Here is a 23243-nt window from a genome sequence, read left to right on the forward strand (position 1 = left end):
CCCGGCACAGGCTTCAGGCGGGGCTGGGTCTCCCACAGAGAATGCGATCAACCACACAATTTGAGCTGAGACAGGAACACTGTGGAATCAGGCTTGCCTAGGCATAAACCAGCGCCAACACCACCAGCACTGCCACTTCCAGCAATTCCAGGAGCGCGCCGGCGGTGTCGCCGGTGGTGCCGCCGAGTCGGCGTAGCATCAGGTGGCGTAGCCAGAAGAAACAGACACACGCCACCAACAGGGCAATCAGACCGCTCACTCCCGCCACGAGCACGCACCCCACGGCGCTCAACAGCAAAACCTGCTGGCCCAGTGTGCGTGGCAGGTGATCGGCCAGTGCTTGTCCCAACCCACCCGCCCGTACATACGGTGTGCCCAGAAACAAGGCGAGCATGGCGCTGCGCCCGATCAATGGGGCCAGCAATAAGGCCACGCTCTGCCGGTGTTCGATCACTGCCAGCAGGGCACAGAATTTGAGCAGAAGCACCAGCACCAGGGTAACGACCGCGATCGGTCCACTGCGCGGGTCTTTCATGATGCTCAGGGTGCGTTCGCGGTCACCAAAGCCACCGAGCCACGCATCAGCGCTGTCGGCCAATCCGTCCAGGTGCAGGCCGCCGCTGAGCACTACCCAGGCGGTCAGCAGCAAGGCCGCATGCAACATCGACGGCGTACCGCTCAACAGCGCATTGAGGCCCATCAGCACCAGCCCGAACAGCAGCCCCACCAACGGATAAAACAACAACGACCGCCCTAACGCTTGCGGCTCCGGCATGCCCGGCAGGCGAATGGGCAGGCTGCTGAGAAACTGCAGGGCAATCCAGAAGGGCGACAGGTTCATTCGCTCAACACGCAGCCGCTGCCGACCTGAAGCGTCAGCAGTGCACCATGCCCAACTTCAACCTGAAGCAGTTGCTCACGGGGCAACCCCCGAGCCTGAGCCAGCAACAGGCGCATCACCCCGCCGTGACTGATCAGCAACACGCGCTGACCGGCATAGGCCTGATGCAAACGCTCGACCGCCGCCAATACCCGCGAGGAAAACGCCGTCAGCGGTTCAGCCTTGGGCGGGGTGAACGCATAAGGATTGGCCCAGAACAGCCCCAAACTCTCCGCGTCGGTCTCCATCAGTTGGGCAGCGCTGCGCCCTTCCCATTCACCGAAGTGCAGCTCCTGCAGATCGGCGTCCATGTGCAGTGGCAGGGCCAACTGGTCAGCCAGCTCTTGGGCAAAGCGTGCGCAGCGTTGCAGCGGCGAGCTGACGATTCGATCCCACGGTCCACCCTCAGCCACCGCCACGCGCATCTGCGCCCAGCCAGCAGCCGTCAGAGCGTCGTCCAGGCTGCCACGCAGGCCACCGCCGAGCTCGGTTTCGCCATGACGCAGCAGATCGAGGCGCAAGGTCATGCCGGGCGGTCCGCCACTGCCGCCTCGGCGAACGTCGCCATGCCGTTGTGCAGTTCACAGGCCAGACGCAGCAAAGGCACAGCCAACGCTGCACCACTGCCCTCACCCAGGCGCAAGCCCAGGTCGAGCAAAGGTTCGGCCTGCAAGACTTCCAGCACGTGCCGGTGGCCTGGCTCGGCGCCCCGATGGCCGAACAACAACCAGTCACGACACGATGGATTCAAGCGCACCGCAACCAACGCCGCAACGCTGCAAATAAAGCCGTCGACCAGCACAGCGATACCTTCCTGAGCACAGGCCAGGTAGGCACCGACCAGCGCTGCAATCTCGAAGCCGCCCAGACAGAACAAAGTGCGCAGCGGATCGCCAGCATGCCCGGCATGCAGCGCCAACGCACGCTCGATGACCAACGCTTTGTGCGTGACGCCCGCCGCATTGAGCCCAGTGCCCGGCCCAACCAGCAACTGTGCCCGGCATTCGAGCAAGGCGCATCCCAATGCGCTGGCCGCTGCGGTGTTGCCGATGCCCATCTCGCCGCCAATAAACAGCTCCGCGCCCGACGCCAGTGCACGGCGAGCACTGTCACGCCCAGCCTCCAGCGCGAGCAAACCCTGCGCCTCGGTCATCGCCGGCCCTTCGACGAAGTTCGCGGTGCCCGCACCCAACTGCAAATGCCGGACACCCGGCAGGTTCAACGGCGATACCGTGCCCAGATCAACCACTTCCAACTGCGCCGAAAGCTGACGGGCCAGCACGCTGATTGCCGCACCGCCAGTCACGAAGTTATGCAGCATTTGCCCGGTGACTTCCTGCGGAAAAGCCGAAACCCCTTCTGCAACCACGCCATGATCGCCCGCAAAAATGGCGATCCACAGGTTGTCGACACTGGGCTTGAGCCGCCCCTGCAACCCGGCGAGCTGCACCGCTACCCGCTCTAGCTGCCCGAGAGAGCCGGCCGGTTTGGTCAACTGCTGCTGACGGGCCAGAGCCTCTTCACGCACCTGACTATTGATTACCTGCGCCGGCTTCAGCCACCAGGAATTGCTCATATTGCGGGTCCTTTCAAGGTCAAGGGCAGGCCAGCGACGGTCAACACCACGCGTTGGCAACGTTCGGCCAGGGCTTGATGCAGCCAGCCGGCCTCGTCGACGTAACGCCGGGTCAGTTCACCGAGGGGCACGACGCCCATCCCGGTTTCGTTGCTGACAAAAATGATTTCACCGGGCAACCCGGCGAGGCAGTTCAACAGCGCCTCGCGCTCAAGGGCCAGGCGCTCAGGGTCTTCGAGCATCAGCAGATTGGTCAGCCATAAGGTCAGGCAATCCACTAACAGGCACCGCTGGGCACTGGCCTGCTCGACCAGGACACGGGCCAGTTCGAGCGGTTCTTCAATCAGGCCCCAGCTGTCGGGGCGGCGCTGACGATGGATCGCCACGCGCTGGCTCATTTCGCCATCCAGCGCCTGGCTGGTAGCGATATAGATGACGTCGAGGCTACTGTGGGTGGCCAACTGCTCGGCCAGTCGACTTTTGCCCGAACGAGCGCCGCCTAGAATAAGTTGCAGCATGTCAGTTGCCCTCTAAACCAGCGTCGTCCAAACCACACAGGGTTCGCAAAAGCGCGCCGTCCAAGTGGTTCTCAACCAGGTCCGCCAGTCGCTCGATGTCGCGTTCGCGCAGCGCGTGGTAGTCGACGTGCTGCACATTTTCCAAGCCCGCCCAGCGCAGTAATGCAGCACACGCTGGCGGCGACTCGAACAGGCCGTGCAGGTAGGTGCCGAGAATTTGCCCGTCGGCACTCTGTGCACCGTCATGGCGACCATCATCAAGGCGCACGGCGGCATGCTCCAGCGCCGCGCCAGTGGTCACCCCCGCGTGAATTTCGTAACCGCTCACGGGCGCGTCTTCAAGCGCGAGATGGCCACGCACATTGCGCAGTTGTTTCTGTTCTTCCAGCACGGTGTTGATGTCCAGCATGCCCAAACCGGCGCTGGAACCGGGCGCGCCTTCGAGCCCCAGCGGGTCATGCAGCTGCTGACCGAGCATCTGCAAACCACCACAAATGCCCAACACCTTGCCGCCATAGCGCAGGTGCCGGGCGATGGCGATGTCCCAGCCGTGGCTGCGCAAGAACGCCAGATCGCTGCGCACGCTTTTCGAGCCAGGCAGGATAATCAAGTCCGCAGCCGGGATCGGCTGGCCAGGACCGACGAACTGCAGATTCACCTGTGGGTGCAGGCGCAACGGGTCAAAGTCCGTGTGATTGCTGATACGCGGCAATACCGGCACCACCACATTCAGCACCTGCTCGACCTTGTCGGTCTGGCGCTGATCGAGACCATCTTCGGCCTCGAGGTGCAAATCCATCACATACGGCAGCACGCCGATCACCGGTTTGCCGGTGCGCGCTTCCAGCCAGTCGAGGCCCGGTTGCAGTAAGGCGATATCGCCGCGAAAACGATTGATGATGAAACCTTTGACCCGCGCCTGCTCACTCGGGGACAGCAGTTCCAGGGTGCCCACCAGGTGGGCGAAGACCCCGCCGCGATTGATATCGGCAATCAACAGGACAGGGCAATCCACCGCTTCGGCGAAGCCCATGTTGGCGATGTCGCCAGCACGCAGGTTGATTTCGGCAGGCGATCCGGCGCCTTCGACCATGACCACCGGATAGGCCGCACTCAAGCGTTGGTGCGAGGCCAGCACCGCCTGCATCGCGATCTCTTTATAGCCGTGATACGCCACCGCGTTCATGGTGGTCACCGCCCGGCCGTGGATGATGACCTGCGCGCCCGTGTCGCTATTGGGCTTGAGCAACACCGGATTCATGTCGGTGTGTGGCTCGAGCCCAGCGGCCTGGGCCTGCACCGCTTGCGCTCGGCCGATCTCGCCACCGTCCGCCGTCACTGCGCTGTTGAGCGCCATGTTCTGCGGCTTGAAAGGCACCACGCGAACGCCCTGACGGGTCAACCAGCGACAGAGCGCGGTCACCAGCGTGCTTTTACCGGCGTCTGACGTCGTCCCCTGCACCATCAAGGTGGTCATGGTATTTCCTTGGTGTAGTCGCTAAGAGCTCGTTCGAACCGTTGCCAGTCGACTTCTTCAGCCGGCAGACCGAAACGCAGGGCGCTGTGGTGGGGACTGCCGGTGTTCAAAAACAGCCGCAGCAGAATCCCGCGCCGGGCACAGAACTCATAAACCTGAACAGCGTGCGGAGTCGTCAACCATTGAAACAGCGCGCAACCACCCTGAGGTTTCAAGCCATACTGGCTCAGCAGTTCAGCCAGGCGCTGGCTGGCGTGTTCGGTACGCAGGCGTTGCAGGCGATGACCTTCGACATCGCTCAGGCACACCTGCCCCAGCACACGCGTTGGCCCGCTGACGGCCCAAGGGCCAATCTGCCGCGCCAGCAATTTGAGCAGCTGTGGTTCGGCAATCACAAAGCCCAAACGCACGCCCGCCAGCCCGAAGAACTTGCCGAATGAACGCAACACGATCAAGCCGACGCGCCAGGCTTCGGCGGTCAGGCTCAACTGCGGCGTGTTGTCCATAAAGGCTTCATCGACCACCAACCAGCCACCGCGCTGGGCCAGGTGCGCGTGCCATTCCAGCAGGCGCTCCGGGGCGATGCTCAGCCCGGTGGGGTTGTTCGGATTGACCACCACCAGCACATCAAGGCTGTCGATGAAAAAATCCACTTCGTGCTCGAACACTTCGCGCACCCGAAAGCCGTTGGCACGCCAGGCTTCGGCATGTTCGGCATAACACGGCGATAACACACCGACCTTGCCCGCACGACGCAAACGCGGCAACGCCTGAATCGCGGCTTGCGAACCGGGCACCGGTAGCACACGAGGGGCGCCATAGTAGGCGCAGGCTGCCAGTTCCAGGCCATCGTCGGTTTCCGGCAGCCGCGCCCAGGCTCGCGCCGGGATTTCCGGAATCGGCCAGGGCCAGGGCGAGATGCCACTGGACAGGTCCAGCCACTCGGCTTCAGCGATGCCGTAGTGCAATGCCGCATCTCGCAAGCGACCGCCGTGCTCAAGCATACAGTTCAGCCCCCACGCACAGGACCAGCAACCACAACCAGACACCGCGCTGGACCAGTTGCCAGCCACGATCGATCGACTGAGCATCAGCCGGCGCGCCTTCGCCCAATTGCGGACGCTGGTGCAGTTCACCGTGATAAATCGCTGCCCCACCCAACTCCACGCCTAGCGCGCCCGCACCGGCGGCCATCACCGGACCGGCATTCGGACTGTCCCAGCCAGGTGCTTGAGAACGCCAGCAGCGCAGGGCCAATCGGGTGTTGCCCAGCAGCGCGTAGGTCAACGCCACCAGGCGTGCCGGAATGTAATTCAAGACATCATCGATCTTTGCCGCCGCCCAGCCAAACCGTTCGAAACGTTCATTACGATAGCCCCACATAGCATCCAGGGTATTGCTCAAGCGATACAACACCACCCCCGGCGCACCCGCGACAACAAACCAGAACAAGGCGGCGAACACTGCATCGCTGCCGTTTTCCAAGACTGATTCGGTGGCCGCGCGGGCGACTTCAGTCGAGTCCAGCTCCGTTGTCTGCCGACTCACCAGATAGCCCACGCGACGACGGGCTTCGTCCAGGTCACCGCTGCGCAAGGCCTGCGCCACCGGCTCGACGTGCTCGCCAAGGCTGCGCAAACCCAGCGCGCAATACAGCGCCAGAACCTCCACCCACCCGCCTATATAGGGCAACCAGCTGAAAAAAGTCACCAGCAGCGTCAACGGGATCACCGCGATGAACCAGGCGGTGACACCATGACTGCGCCAACCGCGCCCAGCCGAATTGAAACGCTGTTCGATCCGGTCGGCAAAGCGCCCGAACGCCACCAGCGGGTGCGCCCGTTTCGGCTCGCCCAGCAGCGCATCCAGCGCAACCCCGGCGACGCTCAACAACGCCACGCTCATCGACTCACTCCCCACTGGTTTTCGTAGAGCAATTCGCTCAGCGGACGCGCCTGCGCCCACCCTTCCAGCACCAGCATGGGCGCCGGGTAAAACTCGGCCACCGGTCCCAGACACAGAATCGCCAAGGGTTTTGCCCCCGCCGGCATGCCCAGCAGGTCGGCCAGCGCTTGCGGTTCGAACAGTGAAACCCAGCCCATGCCCAACCCTTCGGCACGCGCTGCCAGCCACAAATTCTGAATCGCGCAGGACAAGGACGCCATGTCCATTTCCGGCAAGGTGCGGCGCCCGAAGATATGCCGCTCGCGATCATCCATCAGCGCCGCGACCAGCACTTCCGCGCAATCGTTAATGCCTTCGACTTTGAGCTTCATGAAATCGTCGGAGCGCTCACCCAAGGCTTCTGCGGTAAGAATCCGCTCTGCCTCGACCTGTGCCTTGATGCTCTCCCGCAGCGACCGGTCACTGATGCGAATAAAGCGCCACGGTTGCATCAACCCGACGCTGGGCGCCTGATGCGCCGCTTCGAGCAATCGCGCCAGCAGCTCCGGCGCCACGCTACCACCGATGAAGTGGCGCATGTCGCGACGCTCGGCAATCGCTCGATACACCGCCGCACGTTCGTCGGGGCTGAACGCCTGATCATTCATGGTTTGAAAAGCGCCGCAACCGCTTGAGGATTAGAAGGGAAATAGAAGTGTACGTAAGACGCGGTCATGCGCCCGTCACGATAGACCGCCTCGGCGCCGCGTCCACCGTTAGGGCTCAGACCTCGAGCGATGGGCTGCAACTCAGTGCTGGTCAGCGAGTGGTGATAGGTGTGCCCACGCAGCAAGCCTTCCGGCAGTTCGACCGCTTGCAAAGCCAGCGCGGCCAAACGTTTCTGCATCACGGCTTCGCCCGTCAGCAGCCCCACCAGTTGCGCACGCTGACCGTCGACATCGGTCAAGGCATCCAGCAGGTAAAGCATGCCGCCGCACTCAGCCAGCAGGGGTTTACCTGCTGCATGATGGGCGCGAACGGCGGCCAGCATCGGTAGGTTTTGACCCAGCGCGACGTGGTGCAGTTCGGGGTAACCGCCCGGCAGATAAAGGCTGTCGGCATCGGGAATGAAGGTGTCGTGGATCGGCGAGAAAAACGACAACTCGGCGCCCATGGCCCGCAGCAGGTCAAGACTGGCGCCGTAGGTAAAGGCAAACGCTTCGTCCCGAGCCACGGCAATGCGCACCCCCTCAAGCAAGGGTTCAGCCTTGACGATGTCGGGCGCGGCGAATTCGACAGCCGGCGGCAAGGACACCTCGCACGTGCTGCCTAGGGCGGTGGCGGCGGCGTCGAGGCGTGCATCCAGATCATTCAGTTCGCTGGCCTGGACCAGGCCCAAATGACGGCTCGGCAACTCGATCCCGGTTTCTCGTGACAACGCGCCGTACCAGCGTAAGCCCTCGGTCAGGCTGCCTTCGAGCAGTTGCGCGTGGCGCACGGTGCCGACGCGATTGGCCAAGACCCCGGCAAACGGCAGGTCCGGCTGATAACGCGCCAGGCCCAGGGCCAACGCGCCAAAAGTCTGGGCCATCGCAGTGCCGTCGATCACGCCCAGAACCGGTACGCCGAAATGGCGCGCCAAGTCTGCGCTGGACGGCGTACCGTCGAACAAGCCCATGACCCCTTCAATCAGAATCAAGTCGGCTTCGCCCGCCGCCTCCCACAACAGTCGGCGGCTTTCATCGGCGCCGACCATCCACAAATCCAGCTGATAGACCGGCGCGCCACTGGCGCGTTCGAGAATCATCGGGTCGAGAAAGTCAGGGCCGCATTTGAACACCCGAACCTTGCGCCCTTGATTGCGGTGCAGTCGGGCCAACGCGGCCGTCACGGTGGTCTTGCCCTGGCCGGAAGCCGGCGCAGCGATCAACACCGCCGGGCAGTGACGCGGCGCTCTCATGAAGGACTGCTCATAGCTCGATGCCTTTCTGCGCACGGATACCAGCCTGAAAGGCATGCTTGACCACGGCGATCTCGGAAACCGTGTCCGCCAGATCAATCAGCTCGGGTTTCGCGCCGCGGCCCGTCACCAGCACATGCTGCATCGGCGGACGACTTTGCAGGTCGCTGAGGACCTGCTCCAGATCCAGATAACCGTGTTTGAGGGCGATATTCAGTTCATCGAGCACGATCAGGCCGATGCCTGGGTCGCGCAGCATTTCCCGGGACACTTCCCAGGCAGCTTCGGCGGCGGCGATATCGCGCTGGCGGTCCTGGGTTTCCCAGGTGAAGCCCTCGCCCATGACGTGATAACGCACCTGCTCGGGGAAACGACGGAAGAACAGCTCTTCACCGGTGCTGTTGCGACCCTTGATGAACTGCACGACGCCACACTGCATACCGTGGCCCATGGCGCGGGCAAGCATGCCGAACGCTGAGCTGCTTTTGCCTTTGCCGTTCCCCGTCAGGACCAGCAACAGCCCGCATTCATTCGGCGAACTGGCAATGCGCTCGTCCATGACGGCTTTTTTACGCAGCATGCGCGCCAGATGGCGTTCGTCACGTTCGGGGGATTCGTTCATCTCAGCTCTCCGTTTGAGCAGGGCACGCGAAAGCAAACGGAAGGCACAGGAATTGACTGCCAGCACGGTCAAAAAAGACCCTGCGCAGAGCATCGCCCGCCGTGATGCTGTTGGATGGTTCAGGCCGGTCTCCGGACTCATGAGCGGGCTTTGCCCCCACTGCGCGCCTTCCCACATTTTTTACGATGCAGTGACTGAATGCGCAGCTTTGACTCATTTACCGTTGCGGGGGCAGCGCCGGAATCGGTCGCTGGACGCGTCCTCACCGGCTTCCCTGTTTCACTCAGCCCATCAGCGATGGCCGAGCACCTGAAACACGTCGCGAAGGGTAGAGGGTTGGGGATAGAGCGTCAATCGAAGCGCCCTTTCCTTTCGCGTAATAAAGCTGTTTGACCCGTGCGAGTCATATCGATTGATATTAAACGACAGCCATCCCGCGCCATCTACTAAGCTTGTTGACTATCAACTCACCTGCAAAAGGTTGAACCTCAACAGCCCACCCTCCTCTACTGCTTTACGCGCACTTTTCGCTTTTCATGGAGATCGTCATGTTCACACTCAGACCTCAGTTGGCAGTACTGCTTGTACTGATGACCGGCCTTACCGCTTGCGGCGAGACTGCCAGCCTGCAAGTAGCGGAAGGCACGGGCCCGCAGCCGAAGCTGCCTGAACCGAACAAAACACTGATCCCGACCGTGAACATCGCCCCTGCCGTGGGCTGGGCAAAGGGTGCAAAACCTGTCGCTGCACCAGGCACTCAGGTGTCGGCGTTTGCCGAAGACCTGGATCACCCGCGCTGGCTGTACGTGCTGCCTAACGGCGATGTACTGGTCGCCGAAACCAACTCGCCGGCCAAGCCCGATGACAGCAAAGGCATTCGGGGCTGGATCATGAAAAAGGTCATGGGGCGTGCGGGGGCGGGCGTAGCGTCCGCCAACCGGATCACACTGCTGCGCGACAAAGACCATGACGGTGTTGCTGAAACCCGTACCGTGTTCCTGCAAAACCTCAATTCACCCTTTGGCATGGCCCTGGTCGGCAACGACTTCTATGTCGCCGACACCGATCAACTGCTGCGTTTCCATTATGAAAACGGGCAAACCTCGATTACCGGCAAGCCAAGCAAGGTGACAGACCTGCCTGCAGGGACACTCAATCACCACTGGACCAAGAACGTCATTGCCAGCAAAGACGGTAAAAAACTGTACGTGACCGTGGGTTCCAACAGCAATGTCGGTGAGAACGGCCTGGACAAGGAAGAAGGTCGAGCCGCGATCTGGGAAGTCGATGCCGCGACGGGCGCGCATCGGATCTTTGCCTCTGGCCTGCGCAACCCCAATGGCATGGACTGGGAACCGCAGACAGGCACGCTGTGGACCGCCGTCAATGAGCGCGACGAAATCGGCAGCGATCTGGTACCCGATTACATTACGTCAGTGAAGGATGGCGCATTCTATGGTTGGCCTTTCAGCTACTACGGCCAGCATGTGGATGTGCGCGTCTCACCCCAAAACCCGGCTTTGGTGGCCAAGGCCATTGCACCGGATTACGCCGTCGGACCCCACACCGCGTCGTTGGGTCTGACCTTCAGTGACGGAAAATCGCTGCCGGCACCGTTCACCCAAGGTGTATTCATCGGCCAACACGGTTCGTGGAACCGCAACCCCCACAGTGGTTACAAGGTGATATTCGTACCGTTCACCAACGGCAAACCCAGCGGCGCCCCCGTCGATCTGTTGACCGGTTTCCTCAACGCAGACGAGAAGGCCCAGGGGCGTCCGGTGGGCGTGATCAATGATCAGCATGGCGGAGTGCTGGTGGCCGATGACGTGGGGAATAAAATCTGGCGGGTGACGGCGGCAAAGGCGCAGTAAGCCCCGCTTTCGACGGGGCAGGATTTACTGCACGATCACATCAAATCAGGGGTTATTACGCGCCAGATGCTCTGGCTGAATGACGCGCTTGGCGTTGAGGTAGGTTTTTTGCCAATAGCTGTTGTCGAGGCTGTCCAGGCGCACTGTGCCGCCCGTTGCCGGCGCATGCACAAAGCGCCCTTCCCCAACGTAGATCGCGGCGTGACTGACCTGCGAGCCGCCTGACGTGGCGAAGAACAACAGATCACCAGACTGTAAAGCGTTGCGCCCGACGTCCGGCGCGCGCATCACAATCATCTCTCGGGTCGAGCGTGGTAGCGCGATACCGGCCGCGTCACGGTAGACATAACCAATCAACCCACTGCAATCGAAGCCCGAATCAGGTGTATTGCCGCCCCAGCGATAAGGCGTGCCGACCAAACCCAGCGCGCGAATTAGCACGTCTTCAGCAGCAGGCGAGGAATAATCGGAAGTCATTGGCGCAACGGGTCGAACAACCCATTGTTTTGAAGGGGGTGGAGCGTGGCTTGCGCAAGCGCCAAGAAGCGCAGCAGCCAATGTAATCAACCCTAGGCGTACCGTAATCGACATAAACACAACAACCTGATCTGGATGCGGCTTACTCTGCCGGGAGCCCGAACTGCGTGTAACTTGAGTTACACGCTCCGGTAATGACTAGCGTTGGCTTTGGATTGTAGTCGGCGCCATCGCTAACGCACGTTTAGCTTCGATGAAGGTCTTCTTCCAATAGCTGTCATCCAGGCTATCGACCCGAACACCACCGCTGCGGCTGCTGCTGGAATGGATGAATTGATCATCGCCCAGATAGATGCCGGCATGGCTCACACGACCGCGACCCTTGGTGCTGAAGAACAGCAGATCACCCGGCTTCAGGTTGTTGCGAGCAACCAGTGGAGCCTTCAAGTTGATCATGTCGCGAGTGGAGCGTGGCAACGTCATGCCCGCTTCTTCACGGAAAAGGTAGTTGATGAATCCGCTGCAATCGAAACCTGCTTCGGACGTACCGCCTACGCGATAACGGGTACCGATCAGGGACATGCCGCGTTCCAGGATGCTGTCGGCAAGAATCGGCATGCGGTACGGCTTGCTGTCAGCAAACTCGGCCAGTTCTTTTTCGGTGATCAACTCTTCGGACAACACGGAGTCAGATCCGTCGGCCATCTGGGAGGAGCGTGCAGACTGCGCAGTAATCGAGGCATGAGCCTGATTCTGGACCTGCTGCTGGTTCGAGGCAGGCATGTTAGCCGCGCAACCAAAAAGGAGTGAAACCAGTGCGAGGGGCACGAGGGGTGCGAAGCGATTTAGCATGGGCACGACCGTGGCTAGTGATGTAAAGGAGATGAGACTATGCCTTCTATCACCCTGATTTGCAAATTCAATCGATCTAAATGTGACTTACCAGTTCCTCCATAACTTCTAAGGCTCTACAGCCCAGGAAAACATCCATGGCGGCGCTGTGGTCGGTCGGCGTCGGATTTATCTCGGCGGTAAAGCCCCCCGACACCCGCGTACGCAGGACTGGCTCGTGAATATACGGGAAGCTGGCAGTGGTGCCGATGCTCAATACAGCGTCGAAACCCTTGGCCATTTCTTCGTACAACGTTTCCAGCGCCCGCTCGGGCAACATTTCCTCGAACAACACCACTGGCGGGCGCAATACCCCATGGCAGTGCTTGCACAAGGGCGGCAATGGCCGTTGCAGGTGCTCGCTCAGTTCCGGGTCGATGGCGCCACAGGATTGGCAAAACAACGGCGCCAACTGCCCGTGGATTTCAATCAAGCGCTCAGGTGGGCTGCCAGCGGCACGCTGATAGCCATCGACGTTCTGCGTCAGGACCCAGCATTCAGGCTTGAGTCGCTGCAACTGAGCGATGGCGTAATGGGCGGCATTCGGTTGCGCACCGAGACAAGCCTTGCCCAGTTCGGCGATATATTTCCAGCACAGCGCAGGGTCGCGGCGCAACATCGGGCCAGACAGCGCCATTTCGATGGGCAGCCCGTCCGAGGTCTTTGCGTTATACAGCCCGCCAACGCCCCGGTAGGTCGGGAGGCCCGAGTCGGCCGACAAGCCAGCGCCGGTAATAATCAGGATGCGCCGGGCATGACGCAACGCCGCTGCTGTTTGCAGCAATAGCTTGCGATCTACCACGGCCGCGCTACCAACCCAACGTTTCCTTCAGGAAAGGAATGGTCAGCTTGCGTTGCGCTTGCAGTGACGCTTGATCGAGACGTTCGAGCAAGTCGAAGAGCGCACTCATGCTGCGGGTACCGCGAGTCAGGATGAAATGACCGACCTCATCAGTCAGGTGCAGGCCACGGCGCGAAGCGCGCAACTGCAAGGCGCGCAGTTTGTCTTCATCGGACAGACCACGCATCTGGAACACCAGGGCCATGGTCAGCCGTGATTTGAGGTCGAGAAGTTTGACCGGCAGCTCCCGTGGAGACTGGGACGCGGCGATCAACAGGCGACGGCCGCTGTCGCGCAGGCGATTGAACAGGTGGAACAGCGCCTCTTCCCACTCCGGCTTGCCAACCACCGCTTGCAGGTCATCCAGGCAAACCAGCTCGTACTGCTCCAGATTATCGAGCAGCTCAACGCCTTGATCCATCACATCCGCCAAGGGCAAGTAAACTGCCAGCTCGCCCAACTGCTCGAAGCGCAGGCAAGCGGCTTGCAGCAAGTGAGTACGCCCGACGCCATCCTTGCCCCAGAGATAAATCAGGCTTTCGGTCCAGCCAGCATCGGCTTCGCACAGACGCTCAACATAGCCGAGTGCTGCGGCATTGGCGCCGGGATAGTAATTGATGAAGGTGGCGTCATCACGCAGACGCACACCCAAGGGCAGCTGAATCGGTTTCATGCTGGCTGAACGGCTCAAGCGAGCCGCTAGGGGCCTCAGTATAAAGTGGGCAAAGTTTATACCGGTGACGCTGGGTGCACAATGCGGCAGACCACAAGCAAAATCAAAGGTTTGCGTTTACTTCCGGTCATGCGCCGCATCGGTGCGCCTGATCCAGTGCGAATAGACCAGGATCCGACGTAACAGGCAGATCACCTACAGATCAGGATCTACCGTGCCACCGTAAATATCCGACTCTTTATAGAGGTCATGCACATGGCGCACCAAAACCATGATGACGGCCGCCACCGGTAGCGCCAGTAACACACCCGTGAAACCGAACAGCTCACCGCCCGCTAAAATCGCGAAGATCACCGCCACCGGGTGCAGACCAATCCGGTCACCCACCAGCAATGGGGTGAGAACCATGCCTTCCAGGGCCTGACCGACCATGAACACCGCGACGATACCCATCATGGGGTACACGTCGCCGCCAAACTGGAACAGCCCGGCGATGACGGCGGCACCGATGCCGATTACAAAACCCATGTACGGCACAATCGCCGCAAGACCCGCAATCACTCCGATCAGCAGGCCCAGCTCCAGGCCCACCAGCATCAAGCCGGCGGCATAGATAAAGCCCAGCGCAACCATGACCAATAGCTGACCGCGAATAAAGGCACCGAGGACTTCATGGCACTCGCTGGCCAGCTTGACGATCTGCCCTTCACGATGGCGCGGCAACAGACTGCGAATCCTGGCCATCATCAGGTCCCAGTCGCGCAGCAGGTAGAAGCACACCACCGGGATCAGCACCAGATTGGTCAACCAGCCGATCAACGCCAGACCGGATGCCGTCGCCTGAGCCAACACCACACTGACAATATCGCCCGTCTGCCCCATGTGCTCGGAAATGGCGGCCTTGACCTTGTCGAACTTCCAGAAACCATCAGCCAGGCCCAGCTTGGCCTGGGTCCATGGCAATGCCGTGTGCTGCAACCAGTCGAGTATCTGTGGCGCCAGTTCATACAGGCGGAACAACTGTTTGGCCAGCATCGGCACTAGGACCAGCAGCAGCGCCATCAGAATCATCGTGAACAAACCGAACACCGCGACCACACCCAAGGTGCGCGACAGCCCGGCAGCTTCCAGCCGATCGACCAAAGGGTCGGCCATATAGGCCAAAAGCAGCGCAATCAGAAAGGGCGTCAGAATCGGATGCAGCAAAAACACAAACACACACAGCAGGACAACCCCGCCAATCCAGAACCAACGACGTGAGTCAGCCATTACCGCCCCTCAAACCCAAGAATAAAAACCAACCCGAAGCACCGTCCCGCCGTTACCAACGAAAGTGCAACTGCGGTGCAGAAGACGGTTGAGTCACGGGGGCAACGCCATCGACCGGAGGTTGTTGTGCCGGCGTTGCAGCACTCACCTCGCCCGCTGGAACTTCCTGCAATTTGGCCAGGGACAATTGCGAACGAAGTTGATCGGCACTGCCATTGACCTCGTAGGTAATGCGATCACCGCTCACCGTTTTCAGCTTGGCGCCAAATGGATCGAGCAAGCGACTCAACTGAGCGTAACGTTCAAGGTTCATGCCCTGCACTTCCAGCACCAGCGCGGTCGACGCACCGGGCTTGACCACATAGCGCGGCGCCAGACGTTCGCTGACCGCCAGCAGGACAGCATCGGCCAAGGCTCCGCTGTCCGCGCCGGTGGCCGTGCCCTGCTCACTCTGCTGGCCCAGCCACAAACGCCATTTACCCTGCCATTGACCGTTCTCTTCACGGGCATGCACCGCCAGCAAACCATCGGCGCCATACCGCTCGGAAGCGGCCCTCAACGGCGCAGAGTCGGTGCCTTCGATGTTCTTGGCCGTTCCTACAATTTGCTCACTCAAATCCGCCAAAGGCAGACGCAGCGGCAAACCCCGGTGCTGCGCCGCGCGACGCAAGGGTTCGGCCGCGCTCTGACCATCACCCACCAGATTGGAGCCATCAGTGGCATCACTCAACCACCAACCAAGGATCGTCGGACGATTGCTGCCCCACACAGACAAGCCTGCCTGATGCAGCGAGCGCTCGGTACTGGCTGGATCGAAATCAACCAGTAAGCTCTCTGGCGGACCCGCTTCGTAGCCGTACTTGGTGATGATCTGTTGCGGGTCCTTACGCAACCCGGCCAGGCCAGCGCTTTGCGGGGCCTTGGGATCACCTGTCAGCCGCAGAATCAAGGTTTCCAACGCGTGTTGCGTGGCCTGAGTGCGCTCATCAGGGGTTTGCCCACTGACTGTTTCACGCACTTGGTACAAGTTGCTCATGGTTTCAGCAACGCTGGGCAGACTGATCAATGACAGGCAGCCCACAAACAACAATTTAGAAAGACGCATGGAAGGTTCCCGACGAGCAAAAGCGGCATGAAAAAAGCCGCGTGAAAACGACTGATATGGTTGAGACCACACATCGAGCCGAATCATTCATACAGAATCATAGCGACACCTTATACAGCCGCCGACAAACGAGCCAGCTTGAGCGCATGCATCGATTATTTTGGGTTCTAATAAGCCTGCCCGTCGGCCTAAGGATGGCCGCTGCCCTGTAAGCCTGATAAAATCGCGCGCCTTCGCAGACTGGCGATGGCGGTGGCCCCTGAAAACGCAGCATTCCTTGTATGCAGCGTTTTTCGAGAGGCCCTGCCGACTTCGGTCGACCCCCCGAATCCCCTTAAAGGCCTGGATTATGAGCAAGCAACCCTCCCTGAGCTACAAAGACGCCGGTGTAGACATCGACGCCGGTGAAGCATTGGTCGAACGCATCAAGAGCGTGGCCAAGCGCACCAAGCGTCCGGAAGTCATGGGCGGCCTGGGTGGCTTCGGCGCCCTCTGCGAAATCCCGGCCGGCTACAAGCAGCCTGTACTGGTCTCCGGCACCGACGGCGTGGGCACCAAGCTGCGCCTGGCGCTGAACCTGAACAAACACGACACCATCGGCATCGATCTGGTCGCCATGTGCGTCAACGACCTGGTGGTTTGCGGCGCAGAGCCATTGTTCTTCCTCGATTACTACGCCACTGGCAAACTCAACGTCGAGACCGCGACTCAGGTCGTGACCGGCATCGGCGCTGGCTGTGAGCTGTCCGGCTGCTCGCTGGTAGGCGGCGAAACCGCAGAAATGCCCGGCATGTACGAAGGCGAAGACTATGACCTGGCCGGCTTCTGCGTCGGTGTCGTGGAAAAAGCCGACATTATCGACGGTTCGAAAGTCGCCGCCGGTGACGCCCTGCTCGCCCTGCCGTCTTCCGGCCCGCACTCCAACGGTTACTCGCTGATCCGCAAGATCATCGAAGTGGCCGGTGCCGACATCGAAAACATCCAGCTCGACGGCAAACCGCTGACCGACCTGTTGATGGCGCCGACTCGCATTTACGTGAAGCCATTGCTCAAGCTGATCAAGGACACTGGCGCAGTGAAGGCTATGGCCCACATCACTGGCGGCGGCCTGCTGGACAACATCCCGCGCGTACTGCCAGCAGGCGCTCAGGCGGTGGTCGATGTCGCCAGCTGGCAGCGTCCTGCCGTGTTCGACTGGCTGCAGCAGCAAGGCAATGTCGCTGAAACGGAAATGCACCGCGTCCTGAACTGTGGCGTGGGCATGGTCATCTGCGTCGCTCAGGAACACGTCGAAGTGGCCTTGAACGTGCTGCGTGAAGCCGGCGAGCAACCTTGGGTCATCGGTCAGATCGCCACCGCTGCCGAAGGCGCTGCACAGGTCGAGCTGAAAAACCTCAAGGTACATTGATGTCAGTGCAGATACCTGCAACGTGTGACGTGGTGGTGCTGCTGTCTGGCACCGGCAGCAACCTGCAAGCCATGATCGACAGCTTCAAGGGTGTCGACAACCCTGTCCGTATCCGCGCGGTGATATCCAATCGCGCCGATGCGTTCGGCCTGCAGCGCGCCAGGGACGCAGGCATCGAAGCCCGCGTCCTCGATCACAAGGCGTTCGAAGGTCGAGAGGCCTTCGATGCTGCGCTGATCGAGCTGATCGACACCTTCCAACCCAAGCTGGTGGTGCTCGCCGGATTCATGCGCATATTGAGTGCGACATTCGTCCGTCACTACCAGGGCCGCCTGCTGAATATTCATCCTTCTCTGCTGCCGCTTTATAAGGGCTTGCATACTCACCAGCGAGTGCTTGAAGCTGGTGACAGCGAACACGGCTGCAGCGTGCATTTCGTGACAGAGGAACTCGATGGGGGTCCACTGGTCGTACAGGCAGTAATCCCGGTAGAGTTGAACGACTCGCCAGCCACCCTGGCACACCGGGTTCATGCTCAGGAACACGAGATTTATCCGCTGGCAATACGATGGTTTGCCGAAGGAAGACTAAGCCTCGGCGAACAGGGCGCATTACTGGATGGCCAGTTACTCCCGGCCAGTGGCCACTTGATTCGAATCTAGGAGATATTATGCGTCGCGCTTTGCTCTTCGCTTTCGCTCTGCTCGCACTGCCAGCTGTTCAGGCCGCAGACCTTCAGCCGTTTTCCGCCAGCTACACCGCTGACTGGAAACAGCTGCCCATGAGCGGCACCGCCGAACGCAGCCTCACGAAAAACGCGAACGACACCTGGACCCTGAGCTTCAAGGCTTCCATGATGATCGCCAGCCTGACCGAGGTCAGCACCCTGCGTGTCGACAAGGGCACCCTGCTGCCACAGTCCTATAACTTCGAACGCGGCGGTCTGGGTAAAACCAAAAAGATCGACATGGCGTTCGACTGGAGCAGCAAGGTGGTAAGCGGCACGGATCGCGGTGACGTGATCAACCTGCCCATCAACCCCGGCGTGCTCGACAAGTCGACCTACCAGCTGGCGTTGCAAAAAGACGTGGCTGCCGGCAAGAAGAGCATGAGCTACCAGGTGGTCGATGGTGACTCTGTAGACACCTACGACTTCCGCGTACTCGGCTCGGAAAAGGTCGATACCAAGGCTGGCAAGATCGACGCCATCAAGGTCGAGCGTGTACGCGACCCGACGCAAAACAAACGCATTACCGTGATGTGGTTCGCCAAGGATTGGGATTACCTGCTGGTTCGCCTGCAACAGGTCGAAACCGACGGTAAGGAATACAACATCATGCTGTTGAACGGCACCGTCAATGGCAATGCGGTCAAAGGCAGCTAACAGGCCTGAGTTCGCCAGCAAGACCCAAGCCTCCGCTTTTCAGCGGGGGCTTTTTATTGCGCGCGCTGCGCAGGACCAAGGCAAAACTGAACGTAACCTGTCCGAGACGCCGACACCCCACACCCGCGACCTCCGCGACACCCATACCGTCCGCGCCCCGGAGTTATTCCTTCACTTTATGCAAAGGTGTGTTACAGATTTCAGTCATTTACTTAGATAGCTAGCTAACGATATAACAGAGGCCTGCGACGTGTTGCCGCAGCTACCCAGAGTCAGGAGCTTACAAAGATGACCGTAAAAGTTACTGAACGCGACGCTTCCCATATCTCCCACGAAAGCAACGCCGCGGGCGTGCAGATATGGGATGTGCACCAGCAGGATTTGCTGGTCGGGATGTTCCATAACGAGACGGACGCTCATCAATACAAAGCCGAACTGGAAACACTGGAAAGCCAACGCACCCAGTAAGACGCCCTTTAGGAATCGCTGTAAAAACAAAACCGCACAGACTGTGTGAAAACGCAGCGAGCGAAGGCAAGACAAGGCAAAAACAGGCGAGGAAGCGGAGTCTACGTGTTGTAAATGAGCATTCCGAGCCTGTTTTTAACGCAGTATTGCCGAGCGCAGTAGTTTTCACACAGCCTGAGCAGAAGCGGGTTTTGTTTGTCTGGGTCCTGGGCTTACCACATCAGGTCGTCAGGCACCTGATAAGCCGCGTACGGATCATCGGCATCCGGTGCTTCGGTCGGTGTATTGAGCAGCACGACCCGGCGTGGGTCGCGTTCCTGGATCTTCAGCGCGGCTTCACGCGGGATGATCTCGTAACCGCCGCCATGATGAACGATGGCCAGTGAGCCGCTGCTGAGCTTATTACGCATCAGCGTGTTGACCGAGATGCGCTTGACCTTCTTGTCGTCGACGAAGTTGTAGTAGTCCTCGGTAGTCAGCTTCGGCAGCCGAGAGACTTCGATCAACTGTTTGACCTGAGCGGTACGGGCTTTGAGCTCGACCTTTTCCTGCTGCTGGCGATTGAGTTCCTGATCACGCTTGGCTTTTTCGGCCATGGCGTCCTGCGCCGCACGCTTTTGCGAGTCATCGGCTTCGATCTGGCCCTTGTGCACCAGACGTTGTTCTTTTTGCTTGTCTTTGCTGACCTGCTTGGCCTGCTTTTGGTTGACCAGACCTGCTTTGAGCAACTGGTCGCGAAGGGAAATGCTCATGATGCGTTCTTTTCCTGACGTTTGGCTTCGCCCCAGAGAGCGTCCAGTTCTTCGAGGGTGCAATTTTCAATGGGACGATGGGTCTGGCGCAATGCCTGTTCGATAAATCGGAAGCGTCTTTCGAATTTAGTGTTCGCCGCACGCAAGGCGCTTTCAGGATCGACCTTAAGGTGCCGGGCCAGATTCACCACCGCAAACAGCAGGTCACCGACCTCATCCGCGATGGCCGGGGCGTCATTGTCCGCCATGGCTTCCAGCACTTCATCGAGCTCTTCACGCACCTTGTCGACCACCGGCAAGGCGTCTGGCCAGTCGAAACCGACCTGCGCCGCGCGCTTCTGCAACTTCGCCGAGCGGGACAAGGCTGGCAGCACGCCGGGGACATCATCGAGCAGGGACAACTGCTCAGGCACGTCAGACTTGGCCGCTCGCTCTTCGGCTTTGATTTCCTCCCAGCGCTGCTTGACCTGGGCCTCGTCCAGCTGCGGCGTTTCCAGCGGCGCATACAGATCGCCAGTAGGGAACACATGCGGGTGACGGCGAATCAATTTTCGGGTGATGCTGTCGACCACGCCATCGAACTCGAAGCGCCCTTCTTCGCGCGCCAACTGGCTGTAATAAACCACCTGGAACAACAGATCGCCCAGCTCGCCCTGCAAGTGATCGAAGTCACCGCGCTCAATCGCATCGGCGACTTCGTAGGCTTCTTCAAGCGTGTGAGGCACGATACTCGCGTAGGTTTGTTTGACATCCCACGGGCACCCGAACTGCGGGTCACGCAGTCGGGCCATCAGGTGCAGCAAGTCTTCGAGTGTGTACATCAATTGTTCTCATTCAAACCAAAGCTACAAGTACTCAGGGTGTGCGGTTACGCCGTGTCTCGATGATGTTCGGCAACTGGGAGATCCGCCCCAGGAGTCGTCCTAGCGCATCCAGTCCCGGAATTTCGATGGTCAGCGACATCAGCGCGGTGTTGTCTTCCTTGTTCGAGCGGGTGTTGACCGCCAGCACGTTGATCCGCTCGTTGAGCAGAACCTGAGAAACGTCACGCAGCAAACCGGAGCGATCGTAGGCACGGATGACGATGTCCACCGGGTAGGTGAGCACCGGCACCGGGCCCCAGTTGACCTGGATGATCCGCTCCGGCTCGCGACTGCCCAGCTGCAGGACTGCCGCGCAGTCCTGGCGGTGAATGCTCACGCCACGGCCCTGCGTGATGTAGCCCACAATGGCATCGCCGGGCAGCGGTTGACAGCAACCGGCCATTTGCGTCATCAAGTTGCCGACGCCCTGAATCTGGATATCGCCACGCTTGCCGGGCTTGTAGCCGGTGGCTTTGCGCGGGATCAGCTCCAGTTGTTCGTTGCCGCGTTCCGGCTCGACCAGTTGCTGCGCAGCATTGACCAGCTGCGTCAGACGCAGGTCGCCAGCACCCAGAGCGGCGAACATGTCTTCGGCGGTTTTCAGATTGGCTTTTTCGGCCAATTTGTCGAAATCCACCTGTGGCAATCCCACGCGCGCCAGTTCACGCTCCAGCAGGGTTTTACCCGCCGAGACGTTCTGGTCACGCGCCTGCAATTTGTACCAGTGGACGACCTTCGCCCGCGCCCGCGAGGTGGTGATATAGCCAAGGTTCGAGTTCAGCCAATCGCGACTCGGCGTACCGTGTTTACTGGTGATGATCTCAACCTGCTCACCGGTCTGCAGGCTGTAGTTGAGCGGCACGATACGCCCGTTGATCTTGGCGCCACGGCAGTTGTGACCGATTTCGGTGTGCACCCGATAAGCGAAGTCCAGCGGCGTCGAGCCTTTGGGCAGATCGATGGCATGGCCATCCGGGGTGAACACGTACACCCGGTCGGGCTCGATATCGACCCGCAGTTGATCTGCCAATCCGCCGATATCACCCAGCTCTTCATGCCACTCGAGCACCTGCCGCAGCCAGGAAATTTTCTCTTCGTATTGATTAGAGCCGGATTTGACGTCGGTGCCTTTGTAGCGCCAGTGCGCGCATACGCCCAGCTCTGCCTCTTCGTGCATGGCGTGGGTGCGGATTTGCACTTCCAGCACCTTGCCTTCGGGGCCAATGACCGCAGTGTGCAGCGAGCGATAGCCGTTTTCCTTGGGGTTGGCGATGTAGTCGTCAAACTCCTTGGGGATGTGCCGCCAAAGCGTGTGCACGATGCCCAGCGCGGTATAGCAGTCGCGGATTTCAGGCACTAACACGCGCACGGCACGCACGTCATAGATCTGGCTGAACTCCAGACCCTTGCGCTGCATTTTGCGCCAGATCGAATAGATGTGTTTGGCCCGACCGCTGATATCGGCTTTCACCCCGGTACTCAGCAGTTCGTTTTCCAGTTGGCCCATGACCTCGCTGATAAAACGCTCGCGATCAAGGCGGCGCTCATGCAGCAATTTAGCAATCTGTTTGTACTGTTCGGGTTCCAGGTAGCGGAAGGACAAATCCTCCAGCTCCCATTTGATGTGCCCGATACCCAAGCGGTGCGCCAGTGGCGCATAGATGTCGAACACTTCCCGGGCCACGCGGTTGCGCTTTTCTTCGTCGGCATTCTTGACCGCACGAATCGCGCAGGTGCGTTCGGCCAGCTTGATCAGCGGGACGCGCACGTCATCGACCATCGCCACCAGCATCTTGCGCAGGTTTTCTACCTGGGCCTGAGACCCCATCACCAACGACTCGCGAGGGCTCAGACTGGAACTGATCGCCGCCATGCGAAGCACGCCGTCGATCAGTTTAGTCACTGTCGGACCAAAACGCTGACTGACGTCCGCCAAGGGGATCTTGCCCTCGCGCACGCCACGGTAGATCACGGCAGCGACCAGTGAGTCCTGATCGAGCTTGAGATCTGCGAGGATCTCGGCGATTTCCAGGCCAGACTGGAAACTGGAGGCCCCTTCTGCCCATAAATTCTTTGAGGCGTTGTCCTGTTGCTCGGCATGGCGGGCAAACTCGCAAGCCTCTTTCAAGGCCTGTCGGTCCAATGCAAGGTCAACGCTGACTATATGATCGAGCCATGCATCAAGATTGATACTGCCATCGGTGTTGATCGGCTGGTGCGCTCTCACCTGTACCATGTTGCTTACCTTCCCTACGGCGCGATAAAAAGCGCCTTCAGTCGCTGGGCTTCTTGAGCAAACGCTCCTTGCTGGGCAGGCAAGG

24 protein-coding genes and 1 riboswitch are annotated in these 23243 nt (G+C 60.2%); of the genes, 5 read left to right on the top strand and 19 right to left on the bottom strand.

The annotated features are described in order from the left end of the window. Positions 1-97: 97 nt before the first annotated feature. From RGU44_RS13405 to cobO, 10 genes are read right to left on the bottom strand one after another with little or no spacing between them, the layout of a single operon-like run. Positions 98-835 (bottom strand): adenosylcobinamide-GDP ribazoletransferase, encoded by a 738-nt coding sequence (locus RGU44_RS13405; protein WP_322182807.1) that lies wholly within the window; start codon positions 833-835, stop codon positions 98-100. A gap of 2 nt (positions 836-837) precedes the next feature. After that, positions 838-1407 carry an alpha-ribazole phosphatase family protein gene (cobC, locus tag RGU44_RS13410; protein WP_322181061.1) on the bottom strand — a complete coding sequence of 190 codons (570 nt, stop codon included), beginning with the start codon at positions 1405-1407 and terminating at the stop codon, positions 838-840. After that, positions 1404-2456 carry a nicotinate-nucleotide--dimethylbenzimidazole phosphoribosyltransferase gene (gene cobT / locus RGU44_RS13415; RefSeq protein WP_322217508.1) on the bottom strand — a complete coding sequence of 351 codons (1053 nt, stop codon included), beginning with the start codon at positions 2454-2456 and terminating at the stop codon, positions 1404-1406. The genes cobC and cobT overlap by 4 nt, the downstream gene beginning before the upstream one ends. Beyond that, on the bottom strand, positions 2453-2974 hold the full coding sequence (cobU, locus tag RGU44_RS13420; protein WP_322217511.1) for a bifunctional adenosylcobinamide kinase/adenosylcobinamide-phosphate guanylyltransferase: 522 nt from the start codon (positions 2972-2974) through the stop codon (positions 2453-2455). Before cobU ends, cobT begins: the two co-directional genes overlap by 4 nt. A 1-nt stretch (position 2975) precedes the next feature. After that, positions 2976-4451, bottom strand: a complete 1476-nt coding sequence (locus RGU44_RS13425) for a cobyric acid synthase (RefSeq protein ID WP_322217514.1) — start codon at positions 4449-4451, stop codon at positions 2976-2978. After that, complete coding sequence (cobD, locus tag RGU44_RS13430; protein WP_322181070.1) at positions 4448-5455, bottom strand: threonine-phosphate decarboxylase CobD; 1008 nt, start codon at positions 5453-5455, stop codon at positions 4448-4450. The genes RGU44_RS13425 and cobD overlap by 4 nt, the downstream gene beginning before the upstream one ends. Further along, on the bottom strand, positions 5448-6356 hold the full coding sequence (cbiB, locus tag RGU44_RS13435; RefSeq protein WP_322217516.1) for an adenosylcobinamide-phosphate synthase CbiB: 909 nt from the start codon (positions 6354-6356) through the stop codon (positions 5448-5450). Before cbiB ends, cobD begins: the two co-directional genes overlap by 8 nt. Beyond that, positions 6353-7003 (bottom strand): 5,6-dimethylbenzimidazole synthase, encoded by a 651-nt coding sequence (gene bluB, locus RGU44_RS13440; RefSeq protein ID WP_322181074.1) that lies wholly within the window; start codon positions 7001-7003, stop codon positions 6353-6355. The genes cbiB and bluB overlap by 4 nt, the downstream gene beginning before the upstream one ends. Beyond that, positions 7000-8295, bottom strand: a complete 1296-nt coding sequence (locus tag RGU44_RS13445) for a cobyrinate a,c-diamide synthase (RefSeq protein ID WP_322217518.1) — start codon at positions 8293-8295, stop codon at positions 7000-7002. The genes bluB and RGU44_RS13445 overlap by 4 nt, the downstream gene beginning before the upstream one ends. A gap of 10 nt (positions 8296-8305) precedes the next feature. Beyond that, positions 8306-8917: a cob(I)yrinic acid a,c-diamide adenosyltransferase gene (gene cobO, locus RGU44_RS13450; protein WP_322217519.1), complete on the bottom strand. Its 612-nt coding sequence runs from the start codon at positions 8915-8917 to the stop codon at positions 8306-8308. Between the two features lie 104 nt (positions 8918-9021). After that, positions 9022-9245: riboswitch (cobalamin riboswitch) on the bottom strand. 220 nt (positions 9246-9465) lie between these two features. Between cobO and RGU44_RS13455 the strand changes: the two genes are divergently transcribed. After that, positions 9466-10791 (top strand): sorbosone dehydrogenase family protein, encoded by a 1326-nt coding sequence (locus RGU44_RS13455; protein WP_322181080.1) that lies wholly within the window; start codon positions 9466-9468, stop codon positions 10789-10791. Positions 10792-10836: 45 nt separating this feature from the next. Here RGU44_RS13455 and RGU44_RS13460 read toward each other — a convergent pair whose 3' ends face one another. The 6 genes from RGU44_RS13460 to RGU44_RS13485 form a co-directional block, all read right to left on the bottom strand. Continuing rightward, a complete protein-coding gene (locus tag RGU44_RS13460; protein ID WP_322181082.1) occupies positions 10837-11382 on the bottom strand; it encodes a C40 family peptidase in 546 nt (181 codons plus the stop codon). Positions 11383-11466: 84 nt separating this feature from the next. Next, positions 11467-12120 (bottom strand): C40 family peptidase, encoded by a 654-nt coding sequence (locus RGU44_RS13465; protein ID WP_322181084.1) that lies wholly within the window; start codon positions 12118-12120, stop codon positions 11467-11469. Positions 12121-12196: 76 nt separating this feature from the next. Continuing rightward, a complete protein-coding gene (locus tag RGU44_RS13470) occupies positions 12197-12961 on the bottom strand; it encodes an NAD-dependent deacylase (protein WP_322217520.1) in 765 nt (254 codons plus the stop codon). 7 nt (positions 12962-12968) lie between these two features. Then, a complete protein-coding gene (gene hda, locus RGU44_RS13475; RefSeq protein WP_322182809.1) occupies positions 12969-13673 on the bottom strand; it encodes a DnaA regulatory inactivator Hda in 705 nt (234 codons plus the stop codon). Between the two features lie 195 nt (positions 13674-13868). Further along, positions 13869-14942 carry an AI-2E family transporter gene (locus tag RGU44_RS13480; RefSeq protein ID WP_322181089.1) on the bottom strand — a complete coding sequence of 358 codons (1074 nt, stop codon included), beginning with the start codon at positions 14940-14942 and terminating at the stop codon, positions 13869-13871. A gap of 52 nt (positions 14943-14994) precedes the next feature. Next, entirely contained in the window at positions 14995-16047 is a 1053-nt protein-coding gene (locus RGU44_RS13485; protein ID WP_322181091.1) for a DUF2066 domain-containing protein, read from the bottom strand. Positions 16048-16396: 349 nt separating this feature from the next. Here RGU44_RS13485 and purM point away from each other — a divergent pair, with 349 nt between their 5' ends. The 4 genes from purM to RGU44_RS13505 all read left to right on the top strand — a co-directional run bounded on the left by purM (position 16397) and on the right by RGU44_RS13505 (position 19307). Then, entirely contained in the window at positions 16397-17455 is a 1059-nt protein-coding gene (gene purM / locus RGU44_RS13490; protein ID WP_219063933.1) for a phosphoribosylformylglycinamidine cyclo-ligase, read from the top strand. A gap of 11 nt (positions 17456-17466) precedes the next feature. After that, positions 17467-18117, top strand: coding sequence for a phosphoribosylglycinamide formyltransferase (gene purN / locus RGU44_RS13495; RefSeq protein ID WP_322182811.1), 651 nt, complete (start codon positions 17467-17469; stop codon positions 18115-18117). Between the two features lie 8 nt (positions 18118-18125). Next, a complete protein-coding gene (locus RGU44_RS13500; RefSeq protein ID WP_219063934.1) occupies positions 18126-18839 on the top strand; it encodes a DUF3108 domain-containing protein in 714 nt (237 codons plus the stop codon). Between the two features lie 288 nt (positions 18840-19127). After that, positions 19128-19307: a hypothetical protein gene (locus RGU44_RS13505; RefSeq protein ID WP_322217521.1), complete on the top strand. Its 180-nt coding sequence runs from the start codon at positions 19128-19130 to the stop codon at positions 19305-19307. A gap of 212 nt (positions 19308-19519) precedes the next feature. Here the strand turns inward: RGU44_RS13505 and RGU44_RS13510 are convergent, their stop codons facing one another. Genes RGU44_RS13510 through relA form a run of 3 tightly spaced genes read right to left on the bottom strand, consistent with a single transcriptional unit; the run spans position 19520 to position 23158 of the window. After that, positions 19520-20059 (bottom strand): DUF2058 domain-containing protein, encoded by a 540-nt coding sequence (locus RGU44_RS13510; protein WP_219063936.1) that lies wholly within the window; start codon positions 20057-20059, stop codon positions 19520-19522. Next, complete coding sequence (mazG, locus tag RGU44_RS13515; RefSeq protein ID WP_322181096.1) at positions 20056-20880, bottom strand: nucleoside triphosphate pyrophosphohydrolase; 825 nt, start codon at positions 20878-20880, stop codon at positions 20056-20058. The genes RGU44_RS13510 and mazG overlap by 4 nt, the downstream gene beginning before the upstream one ends. Positions 20881-20914: 34 nt before the next feature. Then, a complete protein-coding gene (gene relA, locus RGU44_RS13520; protein ID WP_322217522.1) occupies positions 20915-23158 on the bottom strand; it encodes a GTP diphosphokinase in 2244 nt (747 codons plus the stop codon). Between the last annotated feature and the right edge of the window lie 85 nt (positions 23159-23243).

The sequence above is a fragment of the Pseudomonas sp. 5C2 genome (genome assembly GCF_034314155.1).
GTDB lineage: Bacteria > Pseudomonadota > Gammaproteobacteria > Pseudomonadales > Pseudomonadaceae > Aquipseudomonas.